Here is a 14,685-nt window from a genome sequence, read left to right as displayed (position 1 = left end):
GAAGCGGACGGGGCGGGGAAGCGGAAGGGGGGATCAGCGGGCGCGGCGCGGGTCCAGCGCGTCCCGGAGGGCGTCGCCGAGCAGGTTGAAGGCGAGCACGAACACCAGCAGGGCCACGCCCGGGAAGACCAGGTAGGTCGGGTCGGCCTGGAAGACCTCCGAGCCGCGCGAGATCATCCGCCCCCAGTCGGGGACGGGCTCGGTGATGCCGACGCCGAGGAAGGACAGTGCGGCCTCGGAGGCGACGAAGGTCGGCACGGCCATGGTGGCGTGCACGATCAGCTGGGAGCGGACGTTCGGCAGCAGTTCGTGGACGACGATGTGGAGGCGGCTCGCCCCCTGTGCCCGGGCGGACTGCACGAAATCCCTTTCCCGGAGCGATCGGACGGTGGCCCGGAGGGAAAGCGCGAGCGGAATCCAGCCGAACGCGGAGAAGACCAGGATCAGCACCAGGAACTGCATCCACTCCGGTTCCGCGGCGCCCGGATCGACCAGTCGGGACTGGATCACCGGGCTGAGCGCGAGCAGCAGGAGCAGGGTCGGAAAGGCCAGCAGCACATTGGCGAGGAACCCGAACAGCCGGTCCGCGATCCCGCCGAGGTAGCCGACCGCGACCCCGGCCAGCACGCCGAGCGTGGTGGTCACGGCGGCCGCGGCGAAGGCGATCAGCAGCGAGGTGCGGATGCCGTACAGCAGCTGGGTCAGCACGTCCCGGCCGAGGCCGGGCTCCAGGCCGAACCAGAACTCGCCGGAGATCCCGCCGTTCGGCAGCATCGGCAGGCCGCCGTCGCTGAGCAGGCCGGGAGTGTTCTGGCCGTAGTGCTCGACCGGGTTCTTCCCGTACAGGGCGGCGACCAGCGGCGCGGCCAGGGCGAGCAGCAGGAACAGCAGGACGACGGCCGAGGCGGCGGCGCCGACTCGGTCGCGCAGCACCCGGCGCAGCAGGCTCGGTGCGGCGGGCCCGGGGGTCGGCTCGGGGGTCGGCCCGGGGGCCGGACCGGTAACTGCGACTGTGTCGACCGCTGCCATGAGAGGCGTACTCCCCGAATTCTCCGCCGCCCCATGGGTGAGGGTGCGCTGGTGGGCATTTCCGAACCGGCTCCCGGGGGTTTCCCGGCGGCCGTTCGAGCGCCATCAGATCGGATGCGTCCGGCCTTCCGCAAATCACCGGAAGGCGCCCTTCGGGAATTCCTTCCGGACTGTTTCGGGAATTGTGGCGGCTTCATTTCCCCGCAACACGGCCGTTGCAGGAGAACGGACATAACGCACCGAAGCGGACCGCTCGTTCCGCATTCTGAGACCTCCGCCACAGTCCCCGGGGTATTGGTACGATCCCGGTGGACCGCGACTGGCGCGTAGGGATGGAATCGACCATCGGGAAGCGGTCCCGTGGATCCTCACGTCGTTGCCGAGCGCCTGGGCCGCCCCGCATCCCCACCAGGAGACCGCCATGGCCCAGCCCGAGCAGACGCCCCACACCACCGCGAGCCCCGCCGCCGACACCTCCTTCCGCAGCGCCCTGGACGTGGTGGCCGGCGTGGAGCCCCGGATCGCCGCCGCCATCGGCCGGGAGTTGGAGGACCAGCGCGCCTCGCTCAAGCTGATCGCCAGCGAGAACTACGCCTCCCCGGCCGTCCTGCTCACCATGGGCAACTGGCTCAGCGACAAGTACGCCGAGGGCACCGTCGGCCGCCGCTTCTACGCGGGCTGCCGCAACGTCGACACCGTCGAGGCGATCGCCGCCGAGCACGCCCGCGAGCTGTTCGGTGCCGAACACGCCTACGTCCAGCCGCACTCGGGCATCGACGCCAACCTCACCGCCTTCTGGGCGGTGCTCTCCCAGCGGGTCGAGAGCCCGGCCCTGGAGCGGGCCAAGGTGCGCAACGTCAACGACCTCACCGAGCAGGACTGGGCCGAGCTGCGCCAGGAGCTCGGCAACCAGCGGATGCTCGGCATGTCGCTGGACACCGGCGGCCACCTCACCCACGGCTTCCGGCCCAACATCTCGGGCAAGATGTTCGAGCAGCGCAGCTACGGCACCGACCCGGTCACCGGCCTGATCGACTACGACGCGCTGCGCGAGACCGCCCGCGAGTTCCGCCCGCTGATCCTGGTGGCAGGCTACTCCGCCTACCCGCGGCTGGTGGACTTCCGCAGGATGCGTGAGATCGCGGACGAGGTCGGCGCGACCCTCATGGTCGACATGGCGCACTTCGCCGGCCTGGTCGCGGGCAAGGTGCTGACCGGCGACCACGACCCGGTGCCGTACGCCCACATCGTCACCACGACCACCCACAAGTCCCTGCGCGGCCCGCGCGGCGGCATGGTGCTCAGCACCGCCGCCCTGGCCGAACACGTGGACCGCGGCTGCCCGTTGGTGCTCGGCGGCCCGCTCTCGCACGTGATGGCCGCCAAGGCCGTCGCCCTCGCCGAGGCCCGCCGTCCCGAGTTCCGCACCTACGCCCGCGCCGTGGTCGACAACGCCCGGGCGCTCGCCGAGGGCCTGCTGCGCCGCGGCGGCAAGCTGGTCACCGGCGGCACCGACAACCACCTGGTGCTCGCCGACGTCTCCGGCTACGGCCTGACGGGCCGTCAGGCCGAGGCGGCGCTGCTGGACTCGGGCATCGTCACCAACCGCAACTCCGTCCCGCAGGACCCGAACGGCGCCTGGTACACCTCGGGCGTGCGGCTCGGCACCCCGGCACTCACCACCCGCGGCCTGGGCGCCGCCGAGATGGACGAGATCGCGGCCCTGATCGACACCGTCCTGCGCGGCACCACCCCCACCACCGCGGCCAACGGCGCCCCCTCCAAGGCGAACTACGCCCTCGACGAGGCCCTCCGCGACGGCATCGCCAAGCGCGCCGCCGACCTGCTGGCACCGTTCCCGCTCTACCCGGGCGTCGACCTGGCCTGACCGGGCCCTGGCCTGACCGGCCCCCGGCCCGACCGTTCCCCGGCCCGACCGGCCCTTGGCCCGACCGGGCCGGAGGAGGCCGCCGTGACACCGGGCCGCCGAACGGAAGTTCGGCGGCCCGATGGTCGAGCGCCCCGCCCCGGCCGTCAAGCCCCCTAGTACTGGAGCGACTTGTACTGCAGGAACTCCTCCAGCCCGTGCCGCCCCAGCTCGCGGCCGAGCCCGGAGTCCTTGTAACCGCCGAACGGGGCCAGCGGGTTGAACCGGCCGCCGTTGAGGTCCACCTGTCCGGTGTCCAGCCGGCGGGCGAAGGCGGCGGCGGTGTCGGTGGTCGCCGCCCAGACACCGCCGGCCAGCCCGTAGGCGGTGCCGTTGGCGATCTCGACGGCGTGGTCCTCGTCGTCGTAGCGCAGGACCACCAGGACGGGGCCGAATATCTCCTCCTGGGCCACCGTCATCTCCGGGGTGACGTCGGCGAGGACGGTCGGCCGGACGTAGTGGCCGGTGGGGAGTTCGGCCAGTGGCTCCGGACCGCCGGCCACCAGCCGGGCGCCCCGGGTGAGCGCGTCCTCCAGGTAGCCGCGCACCCGCTCCAGCTGCCGGGCGTTGACCAGCGGGCCGATCCGGGTCCGCGGGTCGGCTGGGTCGCCCGGGACGTACTTCTCGGCGGCCTTGGCGGCGAGCGCGACCGCCTCCTCGTACTGGTCCGCGTGCACCAGCAGCCGGGTCCAGGCGCTGCACGTCTGGCCGGAGTTGGCGAAGACGTTGGCGACGTTCACGTTCACCGCGCGGGCCAGGTCGGCGCCCGGCAGCACCACGTTGGCGGACTTGCCGCCCAGCTCCAGGGCGACCCGCTTGAGCCCGCGCCCGGCCGTCTCGGCGACCTGCCGGCCGACGGCGGTGGAGCCGGTGAAGGACACCACGTCCACCTCCGGATGGGCGGCGAGCGCCGCGCCCGCGACCGCCCCGGTGCCGGTCACCAGGTTGAACACCCCGGCCGGGAAGCCGGCTTCGTCCACCAGCCGGGCGAACAGCCGGGCCACCAGCGGGGTGTCCTCGGCCGGCTTGAGGACCACCGGGCAGCCGGCCGCCAGCGCCGGGACGACCTTGGCCACGATCTGGTGCAGCGGGTAGTTCCACGGCGTGATCGCCGCGACCACCCCGGCCGGCTCGGCGAACACCACCGAGTTGCCGATCCGCTCCTCGAAGGAGTACCCGGCCAGCAGGCTCAGGTACGAGGTCGCCACGGTCAGCGGCAGCCCGGCGTGCACGGCCCCGGCGAAGCCGACCGGGGCGCCCAGCTCGGCGACCACGGTCGAGGTGATCTCGGCCTGGGCGTCGGCCAGTGCGTCCCGCAGCCGGGTGAGCGGCGCCAGCCGCTCCTCGCGGGTGGCGGCGGCCCAGCCCCGGGCCGCCCGGCGGGCCGCCGCGACCGCGGCGTCGACGTCGGCCGCCGCACCGGCCGGTACGGTGGCGAGCACCCGCTCGGTGGCGGGGTTGAGCACGGCGATCGTGCCGGAGTCCCGGGAGGGCCGCCAGGCACCGTCGATGTACTGGTCGCCGTACTCCGCGTACTCCTGCTGCACGGATCGTCCTTTCCACTGGTCAGCCGCCGTTCGGCCGACAGGGCGAGTCGGAAGGTCAGTCAAGGCGGCCGGACGGCCGCGCACAAGAGCCGATCCCGCCTCGGCCGGACAGGCACCCGCCGCGGTGGGCGGCGGACTCCGCGGCGGGGGCCTACTGTCGATGGGGGGCGCCTCGTGCACGAGCGGTGATCCGGTTCGTGTCCGGGGCCGGGCAGGCCGCCACCGCGCCGAGGTGCGGCTCGGAACCCGCAGGTCATCCGTACTGCTAAGGAGCATCCCGTGACCGACACCGCGTTGAAGGGCGAACCGCAGCAGCCCGTCGGGCCGGCCGTGTTGGAGGACGTACCAGGATGGTTCTGGGACCACGACCGGCACTCCTTCGAGTGGTTCCTCGGGCGCCAGGCGGAGCGGGGCGTCACCGGCCACCTCATGGAGATGGGCGCCTACCTCGGCCGCAGCGCGATCGTGATCGGGGAGCACCTCCGGCCCGGGGAGACGTTCACCGTCTGTGACCTGTTCGACTCGGACGCGCCGGACGACGAGAACTCCAGCGAGATGGACCACTCCTACCGGAGGACGCTGACCCGCTCGGCCTTCGAGGCCAACTACCTGTCCTTCCACGACCGGCTGCCGGACATCGTCCAGGCCCCGACCTCGGTGCTCGCGGGCGGACGGGTCCCGGCGGGGGCCTACCGCTTCGTCCACATCGACGCCTCGCACCTGTACGAGCACGTGGTGGGCGACCTCCAGGTGGCCCGGACCGCGCTGCAGGACCAGGGCGTCGTGGTCCTGGACGACTACCGGGCCCAGCACACCCCCGGCGTCGCCGCGGCGACCTGGGAGGCGGTGTTCAACCACGGCCTCAGGCCGATCGTGCTCACCGAGTGCAAGTTCTACGGCACCTGGGGCGACCCGGAGCCGTTCCAGCGCGACCTGCTCGACCGGGTGGACCTCGCCGTCGGCTGCGAGCTCAGCGCCGAGACCCTCAACCACCGGCAGGTGCTGCGGATGACCGGCAGTACGGAGGGCATCCGGCCGTTCCGCCCCTCCCGGCACCGGCCGGGGGAGGCCGGGGCGTCGGCGCCCGAGGACGCGGACCGGACGGCCCGGGACGAGGCCGCGCTGGACCTCGCCGCCCGCCGCGCCCGCGCCGCCGAGGCGCGCCGCCCGGTCAACGTCGCCAAGCGCGCCGCCAAGGACCTGCTGCCCCCGCTGCTCACCTCGGCGATCCGCCGCGCCCGCCGGGGCTGACCTGGGCCGCCCCGGCCTCCGGCCCCGGCGACGCCGAAGGGCCGGTCGGAAACCCGACCGGCCCTTCCTTGCTGTGTACCCGCTCAGACCCGCGAAGGCTCCGAGGCCCCGGCGGACGCCTCAGCCTCAGCCTCCGCCTCGGCCGCCAGTTCGCGGCGCACCTCGGCCAGCGAGGGGTTGGCCCAGGCGCTGGCGACGCCCCAGTAGTAGAAGGCCAGGCCGATCGCGGCCACGATCAGCAGGTCCCAGCCCTCCGGCAGGTAGCCGTGCCCGCCGAAGTCGGAGCTGCCGGCCCAGGAGACCCCGGCCATCACGAACAGGTAGGCGACCATCCAGGCGCCCGCCTTGAGGTGCGGCTTCAACTGCTCGAAGGGCTTGCGCAGCTCGTACCAGGCCCAGATCGGCAGACCGGCGGCCATCAGCAGGATGACCTTGCCGGTGAGCGGCCAGCGGGCCCAGTACAGCACCAGCGAGCCGAAGACCATCGCGACCGGCGCGATCACCGGCATGGCCTTGAGCTTCACCGGGCGCTGGAGGTCCGGCGCGAGGCGGCGCAGCGCCATCACGGCGACCGGGCCGGTGATGTACGAGATCACGGTGGCGACGGAGACGATCTCGGCCAGCGAGCCCCAGCCGCGGAAGACCGCGAGGAACAGGAAGGCGACCACCAGGTTGAGCACCAGCGCCGGGCGCGGGATGCCGGTCTTGGCGTCGACCCTGCCGAAGAGCTTCGGCAGGTGGCCGTTCTCCTGCACGCCGTGGATCATGCGCGAGGTGGTGGCGGCGTAGATCATGCCGGTGCCGGACGGCGAGACGAAGGCGTCCGCGTAGAGCAGCAGCGCGAGCCAGTTGATGCCCCAGGCGATCGCGAGGTCCGCGAGCGGCGAGGTGTAGGAGAGGCTGCTCCAGCCCTGCGACAGGTCGGCGGCCGGGATGGCGCCGATGAACGCGATCTGCAGCGCGACGTAGATCACCAGGGCGATCAGGATCGAGCCGATGACGGCCTTCGGCAGCGACTTGCCGGGGTTGCGGGCCTCGCCGGCCAGGTTGAGCGGGGACTGGAAGCCGTTGAAGGCCCAGACGATGCCGGAGACGGCGACGGCGGTGAACACCGCGCTCCAGCCGTTCGGCGCGAAGCCGCCCTGGTCGGTGAAGTGCGAGGTGTCGAAGTGCGCGAGGAGCAGCGCGCCGGCGGTGAGCGTCGGCACGACGACCTTGAACACCGTGATCGCGGTGTTGGTCTTGGCGAACAGCGTGATCGCGAACCAGTTGAGGGCGAAGTACACGAGCAGCAGCACGCTGGCGAGCGCCACCCCGCTGACGGTGAGCTCCTTGCCGTCGTACAACCCCTTGGCCCAGTCGTAGTGCCAGGAGCTCATGTACTGGACGGACGCGGTGGCCTCGCCCGGGATGACCGAGACGATGGCGATCCAGTTGGCCCAGGCGGCCAGGTAGCCGGCCAGCGAGCCGTGCGAGTACTGGCCGTACCGGACCATGCCGCCGGCCTTGGGGAACATCGACCCGAGCTCGCTGTAGGTGAGCGCGATGGTGAGTGCCACGGCGGCGCCGATCACCCAGGCGAGGATCGAGGCGGGGCCGGCCAGCCTGGCGGCCCGCTCGGCGCCGAACAGCCAGCCGGAGCCGATGATCGAGCCGAGCCCGACCGCGGTCAGGCTGATGGTGCCGAGCGATCGGCGGTAGTTCTGGTGTGATGCCTTGGGCGAATCGGGCTCACTCAACGTATCGGTCCTCTCGCTCGGGGTTCAGCGGATGGTGTCGGCGCTTTTACGGTTTTGGGTCGGTATTCCGGACAAACCCCAGCAGCCTATGGTTCCAAATGGGGCGAATACCTCAGAGGAAGCTCAAACCGCCCGATCGTTGCCATCTCGTGTCCGGTTTTCGGACGGCCGGGACCGCTCAGCGAGACCGGCGCCACACCGCCGTCGGCGGTGGATCGCGAGGGAGAGTCGGCCGTGGGCCGGAAAAAAGAAATTCCCCGCGGGATCCTTTCGGATTCCACGGGGAATTTCGATTGTGTCCGAGGGGGGACTTGAACCCCCACGCCCGATAAAGGGCACTAGCACCTCAAGCTAGCGCGTCTGCCATTCCGCCACCCGGACAGGGTGTGTGCTTCGGGGACTTTTCTCTCGCCCCCTCGGCGACAGAGAGAACATTACCAGGCTTCCGGAGTGCTTCTCACCTGCGTTTCCTCGGCCCCACCGCGGCCTCCACCGCGGCCCCCGCCACGGCCCCACCTCCGCTCCACCCGTCCGAGGGGCCGGGGCCGTGGGACGCCCGGCCCGTCCGGACCGGCCGGCACGGCTCGCGAGGGCGCTCGAACGCCGGGCGAAGCGGTGGCGAGGGCGAAGCAAACGATCGGTTAAGCCCACGCCCGCGATCGATTCCGGTCGGAGCCGATCCGACACGGGCAACTTGTCGACGGTGCCACGGAGGCACCGACCGCTCTCCTAGCCTCTGTGGACCGAGGGCGCCATGATGCGGATCGCCTGATTCCCGGGTCGCGGACGAAGGGCGGCTGGACGTGGAGCAGATCAGCGGGGCGGCGAAGGCCGAGCCGAGACGCGGCGCCCGGTCGGGCCGCCGACCGACGGCCGACGGTCCCGTCGAGGGCGTGTGGCGCTTCCGGGTGCCCGCCGTCGAGGCCTCCGTGCCGCGCACCCGCCACGCGGTGCGGGACCGCCTGCTGGCCCAGGGCATGACCGGGGTGCGCTACCAGGAGCTGGTGGACGACGTGCTGCTGATCGTCTCCGAGCTGGTCGGCAACGCGGTGAAGCACGCGGCCGAGCTGTCGCCCGAGGTGACCACCGAGCTGTCGGTGCGCCGGGGCTGGGTGCGGGTCTCGGTCGAGGACGGCGACCCGTACCGGCCGAAGGCCCTGGAGAGCGACACCGGCCGTACCGGCGGGCGCGGCCTGCTGCTGGTGAAGAGCGTCACCCTCCAGGCGGGCGGGGTGTGCGACGTCGAGCACACGGGGGAGGGCGGCAAGGTCATCTGGGCCTCGCTGCCCGTCCCCCCGGAGCCCGGGTCCTGACGAGCGCCCTCCCGCACGGGGACGGTGCGACCCCGCACGGGGACGGCCGCCCCCGGCCGGGGACGGCCACCCCCACGGACTCCCGTCCGCTACCAGTCCCGGCCGGCGATCTCCCGGATCCCCGGCAGCGCGGCCTCGAAGACGGTCTCGAACCAGACCGAGAACGGCCGCTCGGCCCGCAGCTCGCGCAGCTCCTGCGCGGTCACGAAGGCGAAGTCCTCGACCTCCTCCGGGTCCGGCTGCACCGGCGCGGTGACCAGCCCGACGAACAGGTGGTTCCACTCCCGCTCGATCAGCCCGGTGGCCTCGTCCGGCAGGTCGTAGCGGACGGTGCCGGCCTCGCAGAGCAGCGCCGGCGCGAGGCCCAGCTCCTCGGCGGTGCGCCGGGCGGCGGCCACGAACGGCGGCTCGTCCGGGTACGGGTGCCCGCAGCAGGTGTTCGACCAGACGCCGGGGGAGTGGTACTTGCCGAGCGCCCGGCGCTGCAGCAGCATCCGGCCCTGGCGGTCGAACAGGAAGACCGAGAAGGCCCGGTGCAGCCGGCCCGGCTGCTGGTGGGCCCAGAGCTTCTCGCCGGTGCCGATGGTGACGCCCTCGTCGTCGACCAGTTCCAGCAGGATCCCGGTGCTCGCGGGGGCGGTGGCCCGGGGGTCGACCGTCACGTCTGTCTCCACGTCCAGGCCGCTGTCGATCTCGGCGGCGAAGTGGGTCGGGTCGGTCGGCGGACTCTGGGGCATGGGGCCTCTTTCGGAAGGGGGGAGCGGGAGCAACGGGAGCGTCGAGCGCGTCGTGGGCACCCGTCGGGGGGCTCGGGACGCGGCGCGGGCACCGGCGCCGTCGTCGGGCTCCAGTCTGCCGTATGGGTGGCGGTCCGGACGGGTCCCACGCACAACCGGGCGGATCATGACGCGGGGCGGTCCGGATCCGTACCGGAAACGGTCCGGGACGCCCCGGAAGGGTCATTCGTCCCGAAGATCAGTTCGGTATCCGTTCCCATCCTGTTCGATCACCGCACCTCCACCTCGTCGTCACCCCGGCGCCTCCGGCCGCGTTCGGGCACGTCGCCCGGGTCGCCTACCATCGCTTACGACACGCTGCCCGGATCTGTGCCGGTCCGGCGCGCCGCCGCCGGGCCCGGCCGTACGCCGGGCCGACCGGCGACAGCGCCGCCGGGCCCGTCGGCACATCCCCGCGCGGACCGCACGACGCACCACGGATCAGGAGACCCCGCATGATCGGCCTCGTTCTGGCAGCCGGCGCCGGCCGCCGGCTGCGCCCGTACACCGACACCCTGCCCAAGGCGCTGGTGCCGGTCGACGGGGAGCGGACCGTCCTGGACCTCACCCTGGGCAACTTCGCCGAGGTCGGACTGCGCGACGCGGCGATCGTCGTCGGCTACCGCAAGGAGGCGGTGTACGACCGCAAGGACGCCCTGGAGAGCAAGTACGGGGTCAAGCTCCACCTGGTCGAGAACGACAGGGCCGAGGAGTGGAACAACGCCTACTCGCTCTGGTGCGCCCGCGAGCTGTTCGCCGAGGGCCTGCTGCTGGCCAACGGCGACACCGTCCACCCGGCCTCCGTCCAGCGCACCATGCTGGAGGGCAACCGGCGCCTCGTCGAGGAGGGCCGGGCCCCCGGCATCCTGCTCGCCCTCGACACGGTGAAGAAGCTCGCCGACGAGGAGATGAAGGTCGTCGTCGACCCGGCCGCCGGCATGCGCCGCATCACCAAGCTGATGGACCCGGCCGAGGCGACCGGCGAGTACATCGGCGTCACGGTGATCAACCCGGCCGCCGCCGCCGACCTCACCGACGCGCTGCGCGCCACCTACGAGCGCGACCCCCAGCTGTACTACGAGGACGGCTACCAGGAGATGGTCGACCGGGGCCTGCGGATCGACGTCCAGCCGATCGGCGAGGTGTCCTGGGTCGAGGTCGACAACCACGACGACCTGGCGAAGGCCCGGGAGATCGCGTGCCAGTACTGACCCGACTGGTCCCGTCGCCGCTGTTCGCGGAGATCCGCCCGGGCGCGCTGGACGCGCTCGGCGGCATCCTCGCGGACCAGAGGCTGTCGGCCTCGGGCCGGATCGCGGTGGCGATCAGCAACGGCTCCGGCGCCGCGATGCGCGCGCGCCTGGAGCCGGCCCTGCCCGGCGCCGACTGGTACAACGTGGACGACGGCAGCCTCGACAGCGCGGTGCGCTTCGCCGAGGAGATGCGCGGCAAGCACTACGACGCGGTCGTCGGCCTCGGTGGCGGCAAGATCATCGACGCCGCCAAGTACGCCGCCGCCCGGGTCGGCCTGCCGGTGGTCGCGGTGGCCACCAACCTCGCGCACGACGGTATCTGCTCCCCGGTCTCCACCCTCGACAACGACGCCGGCCGGGGCTCCTACGGGGTCCCCGGCCCGATCGGCATCATCGTCGACCTGGACGTGATCCGGCAGGCCCCGCAGCGCTTCGTGGCGGCCGGGATCGGGGACGTCGTCTCCAACATCTCGGCCTGCGCGGACTGGGAGTTGTCGCACACCGTCACCGGCGAACCGGTGGACGGACTGGCCGTCGCGATGGCCCGCTCGGCCGGTGAGAACCTGCTCCGGCACCCAGGGAACATTCAGGATCAGGACCTCCTGACGGCCCTCGCGGAAGCCCTGGTACTGTCCGGCATCGCGATGAACATCGCGGGCAGCACCCGACCCTCGTCGGGCGCCTGCCACGAGATCTCGCATGCCCTGGACGTGCTGTACCCCAAGCGTTCCGCCCAGCACGGCGAACAGGTCGGCCTCGGCGCGGCGTTCGCCAGCTTCCTGCGGGGCGAGCGCGAGCTGACCGGTCTGATCGTGGAGCGCCTGGCGAGCCACGGGCTGCCGGTGACCGCGGCTCAGATGGGTTTCACCGAGACGGAGTTCACCGAGGCGGTGCACTACGCTCCGAACACCCGCCCGGGCCGCTACACCATCCTGGAACACCTCGACCTCTCCCCTTCCGCAATCAGGGACGCGTACGCCGACTATGTCCAAGCCGTCAACAGCTGACCCCTCCACCGCGGGCGCCGAGCGGCCCCCGGTGGACCTGACCCGCCGGCCCTCGATCGAGGAACTGCGGGCGGTGATCCACCCGGAGGGCATGCTCCAGCGCCGCAGCGTCGAGCACTGGGCCGGGCGCCTCTACATGCGGAAGATCTCCTTGCGGATCACCCGCGTGCTGTCCACCATGACGGCGATCACGCCCAACGGCCTGACCTACCTGATGATGCTCACCGGCATCCTGGCCGGTGCCGCCCTGGTCGTGCCGGGCATCACCGGCGCCGTCCTGGGCGCGCTGCTGATCCAGGTCTACCTGCTGCTGGACTGCGTGGACGGCGAGGTGGCCCGCTGGCGCCGGCAGACCTCGCTCACCGGCGTCTACCTGGACCGGGTCGGGCACTACATGTCCGAGGCGGCCCTGCTGACCGGTCTCGGCCTGCGCGCCACCGACCTGCTGCACCGCGAGGGCGGCGGCTCGCACTGGGAGTGGGCGTTCCTGGGCACGCTGGCCGCGCTCGGCGCGATCCTGATCAAGTCCGAGACGGACCTGGTGGACGTGGCCCGCGCCCGCAGCGGCCTGACGGCCGTCGAGGACAGCGCCTCGGTGCCGCGGTCCGCCTCGGTGGCCAAGGCCCGCCGGGCCGCCTCGCTGCTCAAGTTCCACCGCCTGGTCGGCGCGGTCGAGGCCTCGCTGTTCATCCTGGCGGCCGGGATCGCCGACGCGGTCCACGGCGGACTGTTCTTCACCCGGATCGCGGTCGTGGTGCTGGCGGCCATCGCCATGCTGCAGACCGTGCTGCACCTGCTGAGCATCGTCCTTTCGAGCAGGCTCCGATGACCACTTCCACGTCCTCCACCACCGCGGAGAACTTCCGCCTCGGCGTCGTCATCATCACCATGGGCAACCGGCCCGCCGAGCTCAACGCCCTGATCGACTCCGTCCGCGCCCAGGAGGGCCCGGAGGTCGAGTTCGCCGTGGTCGGCCAGGGCGCGAAGCTGCCCTCGCTGCCGGCCGGCGTGCGCAGCGTCGAGCTGCCGGAGAACCTGGGCATCCCGGGCGGGCGCAACGTCGGCATCGAGCTGTTCGGGCCGGACGGCCGGGAGGTGGACGCCGTCCTCTTCCTGGACGACGACGGCCTGCTGCCGCGCACCGACTCCGCCCGTCTGCTGCGCGAGGCCTTCACCGCCGACCCGGAGCTGGGCATCGTCTCCTTCCGGATCGAGGACCCGGACACCGGCGTCACCCAGCGCCGGCACGTGCCCCGGCTGCGCGCCAGCGACCCGATGCGCTCCTCCCGGGTGACCACCTTCCTGGGCGGCGCGAGCGCCGTGCGCTGCAAGGTGTTCGAGCAGGCCGGGCAGCTGCCGGCCGAGTTCTTCTACGCCCACGAGGAGACCGACCTCGCGTGGCGCGCCCTGGACGCGGGCTGGGCCATCGACTACCGGGCGGACGTGGTGCTGCACCACCCCGCCACCTCGCCGGCCCGGCACGCCGCCTACTTCCACAACGTGGCCCGTAACAGGGTCTGGCTCGCGAGGCGGAACCTTCCGGCCCCGTTGGTGCCTCTCTATCTGGGAACCTGGTTTCTGCTGACCCTGGCCCGACGTCCCTCCGCGGAGGGGTTGAAGGCCTGGCTGAGCGGATTCCGGGCGGGTTTCCGCGAACCCTGCGGTCCGCGGAAGCCCATGCGATGGCGTACCGTCTGGCGACTGACCAGGATGGGACGTCCTCCGATCATCTGATTGGATCAGAGGATCGATCGCCGTGGCCGGTGACCACACACCGGCCGGAACCCCCCGTGACCCCAGGATCCCCATCGGCGCAAGGCCGGCGGACCCCCGCCGACCGGCCGCTCCGACCGATCCCGCGCGAAGGACGAATGTGTCGACAGTGAGTGAACCCGTCAGCCTCTCAGCCCCGAGGGGGGCGGACGCGGGCCTGACCCCCAAGCAGCTTGCGGACAAGTACGGCCTCTCGGTGAGCGGTGCCCGCCCCGGTCTGTTCGCCTACACCAAGCAGCTCTGGGCCAGGCGCCACTTCATCTGGGCCTTCGCCACCGCCCGCCTGGTGGCCCAGTACACCGATGCCAAGCTGGGCCAGCTGTGGCAGGTCGTGACCCCGCTGCTCAACTGCGGCGTGTTCTACCTGGTCTTCGGCGTCATCCTGCAGAGCAAGGACGGCTTCCCGCCGAACACCTACATCGCCTGGCTCTGCATCGGCGTCTTCGTCTTCCAGTTCACCCAGAACGCGGTGCAGTCCGGTACCCGGGCGATTTCCGACAACCTCGGCCTGATCCGTGCGCTGCACTTCCCGCGCGCCAGCCTGCCGATCGCCTTCACCGTGATCCAGCTCCAGCAGCTGATGATCTCGATGGTGGTGCTGGTCGTCACCGTGCTCGCCGCCGGCATCACCCCCGGCAAGACCTGGCTGCTGATCATCCCGGCGCTGCTCCTGCAGACCATGTTCAACACCGGTATCTCGCTGATCTTCGCCCGGATCGGCGCCAAGACCAGCGACATCTCCCAGCTGATCCCGTTCGTGATGCGGGCCTGGATGTTCCTGTCCGGCGTGATGTTCAGCATCCAGGACCGGGTCCACAAGTGGCCGCACTACATCCAGGTGATCTGCAACATCAACCCGGCGTCGGTCTACATGGACCTGCTCCGGCACGCCTTCGCGCCGGTCATCTACAACAAGCACCAGCCCGTGCACCAGTCCCTGCCGCCGCACCAGTGGACCTACGGCATCGCCTGGGCGGTCGGGATCTTCGTCATCGGATACGTCTTCTTCTGGAAGGCCGAGGAGGAGTACGGCCGTGGCTGACACCGATCTGAGCAAGCGCGACGCCGTC

The 14,685-nt window shown here is 71.8% G+C and carries 12 protein-coding genes, 1 tRNA gene and 1 riboswitch; of the genes, 8 read left to right on the top strand and 5 right to left on the bottom strand.

The window, feature by feature from the left end; all coding sequences use genetic code 11:
* Nucleotides 1-33 precede the first annotated feature (33 nt).
* Complete coding sequence (locus tag ACFV8H_RS17075) at nt 34-1,029, bottom strand: ABC transporter permease (RefSeq protein WP_380400479.1); 996 nt, start codon at nt 1,027-1,029, stop codon at nt 34-36.
* A 305-nt stretch (nt 1,030-1,334) separates the two neighbouring features.
* Nucleotides 1,335-1,429: riboswitch (ZMP/ZTP riboswitch) on the top strand.
* Between the two features lie 21 nt (nt 1,430-1,450).
* On the opposite strand from ACFV8H_RS17075, the gene ACFV8H_RS17070 reads away from it, so the two are divergent.
* Nucleotides 1,451-2,917: a glycine hydroxymethyltransferase gene (locus tag ACFV8H_RS17070; protein ID WP_380400477.1), complete on the top strand. Its 1,467-nt coding sequence runs from the start codon at nt 1,451-1,453 to the stop codon at nt 2,915-2,917.
* A 155-nt stretch (nt 2,918-3,072) separates the two neighbouring features.
* Here the strand turns inward: ACFV8H_RS17070 and ACFV8H_RS17065 are convergent, their stop codons facing one another.
* The gene (locus ACFV8H_RS17065; protein ID WP_380400475.1) at nt 3,073-4,503 is read right to left on the bottom strand and encodes an aldehyde dehydrogenase family protein; all 1,431 of its coding nucleotides are present in this window, start codon (nt 4,501-4,503) and stop codon (nt 3,073-3,075) included.
* A 279-nt stretch (nt 4,504-4,782) separates the two neighbouring features.
* Between ACFV8H_RS17065 and ACFV8H_RS17060 the strand changes: the two genes are divergently transcribed.
* Nucleotides 4,783-5,754: a class I SAM-dependent methyltransferase gene (locus tag ACFV8H_RS17060; protein WP_380400474.1), complete on the top strand. Its 972-nt coding sequence runs from the start codon at nt 4,783-4,785 to the stop codon at nt 5,752-5,754.
* An 83-nt stretch (nt 5,755-5,837) separates the two neighbouring features.
* Here ACFV8H_RS17060 and ACFV8H_RS17055 read toward each other — a convergent pair whose 3' ends face one another.
* Both ACFV8H_RS17055 and ACFV8H_RS17050 read right to left on the bottom strand, forming a co-directional pair.
* Complete coding sequence (locus ACFV8H_RS17055) at nt 5,838-7,493, bottom strand: APC family permease (RefSeq protein WP_380400472.1); 1,656 nt, start codon at nt 7,491-7,493, stop codon at nt 5,838-5,840.
* Nucleotides 7,494-7,789: 296 nt separating this feature from the next.
* A tRNA-Leu gene (locus ACFV8H_RS17050) sits at nt 7,790-7,874 on the bottom strand.
* 422 nt (nt 7,875-8,296) lie between these two features.
* Between ACFV8H_RS17050 and ACFV8H_RS17045 the strand changes: the two genes are divergently transcribed.
* Nucleotides 8,297-8,806 (top strand): ATP-binding protein, encoded by a 510-nt coding sequence (locus tag ACFV8H_RS17045; RefSeq protein WP_375885231.1) that lies wholly within the window; start codon nt 8,297-8,299, stop codon nt 8,804-8,806.
* Between the two features lie 89 nt (nt 8,807-8,895).
* Here the strand turns inward: ACFV8H_RS17045 and idi are convergent, their stop codons facing one another.
* On the bottom strand, nt 8,896-9,543 hold the full coding sequence (gene idi / locus ACFV8H_RS17040; protein ID WP_380400470.1) for an isopentenyl-diphosphate Delta-isomerase: 648 nt from the start codon (nt 9,541-9,543) through the stop codon (nt 8,896-8,898).
* A 494-nt stretch (nt 9,544-10,037) separates the two neighbouring features.
* Here idi and ACFV8H_RS17035 point away from each other — a divergent pair, with 494 nt between their 5' ends.
* The 5 genes from ACFV8H_RS17035 (at nt 10,038) to ACFV8H_RS17015 (ending at nt 14,657) form a co-directional block, all read left to right on the top strand.
* A complete protein-coding gene (locus ACFV8H_RS17035; RefSeq protein ID WP_380400469.1) occupies nt 10,038-10,793 on the top strand; it encodes a sugar phosphate nucleotidyltransferase in 756 nt (251 codons plus the stop codon).
* On the top strand, nt 10,781-11,842 hold the full coding sequence (locus ACFV8H_RS17030; RefSeq protein WP_380400467.1) for an iron-containing alcohol dehydrogenase family protein: 1,062 nt from the start codon (nt 10,781-10,783) through the stop codon (nt 11,840-11,842). Before ACFV8H_RS17035 ends, ACFV8H_RS17030 begins: the two co-directional genes overlap by 13 nt.
* 91 nt (nt 11,843-11,933) lie before the next feature.
* Entirely contained in the window at nt 11,934-12,671 is a 738-nt protein-coding gene (locus ACFV8H_RS17025; protein ID WP_380400527.1) for a CDP-alcohol phosphatidyltransferase family protein, read from the top strand.
* Nucleotides 12,668-13,576 (top strand): glycosyltransferase family 2 protein, encoded by a 909-nt coding sequence (locus tag ACFV8H_RS17020; RefSeq protein WP_375885241.1) that lies wholly within the window; start codon nt 12,668-12,670, stop codon nt 13,574-13,576. Before ACFV8H_RS17025 ends, ACFV8H_RS17020 begins: the two co-directional genes overlap by 4 nt.
* A 139-nt stretch (nt 13,577-13,715) precedes the next feature.
* Nucleotides 13,716-14,657 carry an ABC transporter permease gene (locus ACFV8H_RS17015; protein WP_380400465.1) on the top strand — a complete coding sequence of 314 codons (942 nt, stop codon included), beginning with the start codon at nt 13,716-13,718 and terminating at the stop codon, nt 14,655-14,657.
* Nucleotides 14,658-14,685 lie beyond the last annotated feature (28 nt).

This window comes from Kitasatospora sp. NPDC059827, from assembly GCF_042731675.1.
Taxonomy (GTDB): domain Bacteria; phylum Actinomycetota; class Actinomycetes; order Streptomycetales; family Streptomycetaceae; genus Kitasatospora.
The sequence above is the reverse complement of the archived record's forward strand: the minus strand, read 5'-3'. Positions and strand labels throughout refer to the sequence as shown.

Bases quoted from the DNA above. Each gene is read 5' to 3' on its own strand.
- ACFV8H_RS17075 (WP_380400479.1), bottom strand. From the start codon at position 1,029: ATGGCAGCGGTCGACACAGTCGCAGTTACCGGTCCGGCCCCCGGGCCG.
- ACFV8H_RS17070 (WP_380400477.1), top strand. From the start codon at position 1,451: ATGGCCCAGCCCGAGCAGACGCCCCACACCACCGCGAGCCCCGCCGCC.
- idi (WP_380400470.1), bottom strand. From the start codon at position 9,543: ATGCCCCAGAGTCCGCCGACCGACCCGACCCACTTCGCCGCCGAGATC.
- ACFV8H_RS17035 (WP_380400469.1), top strand. From the start codon at position 10,038: ATGATCGGCCTCGTTCTGGCAGCCGGCGCCGGCCGCCGGCTGCGCCCG.
- ACFV8H_RS17025 (WP_380400527.1), top strand. From the start codon at position 11,934: ATGCTCCAGCGCCGCAGCGTCGAGCACTGGGCCGGGCGCCTCTACATG.
- ACFV8H_RS17020 (WP_375885241.1), top strand. From the start codon at position 12,668: ATGACCACTTCCACGTCCTCCACCACCGCGGAGAACTTCCGCCTCGGC.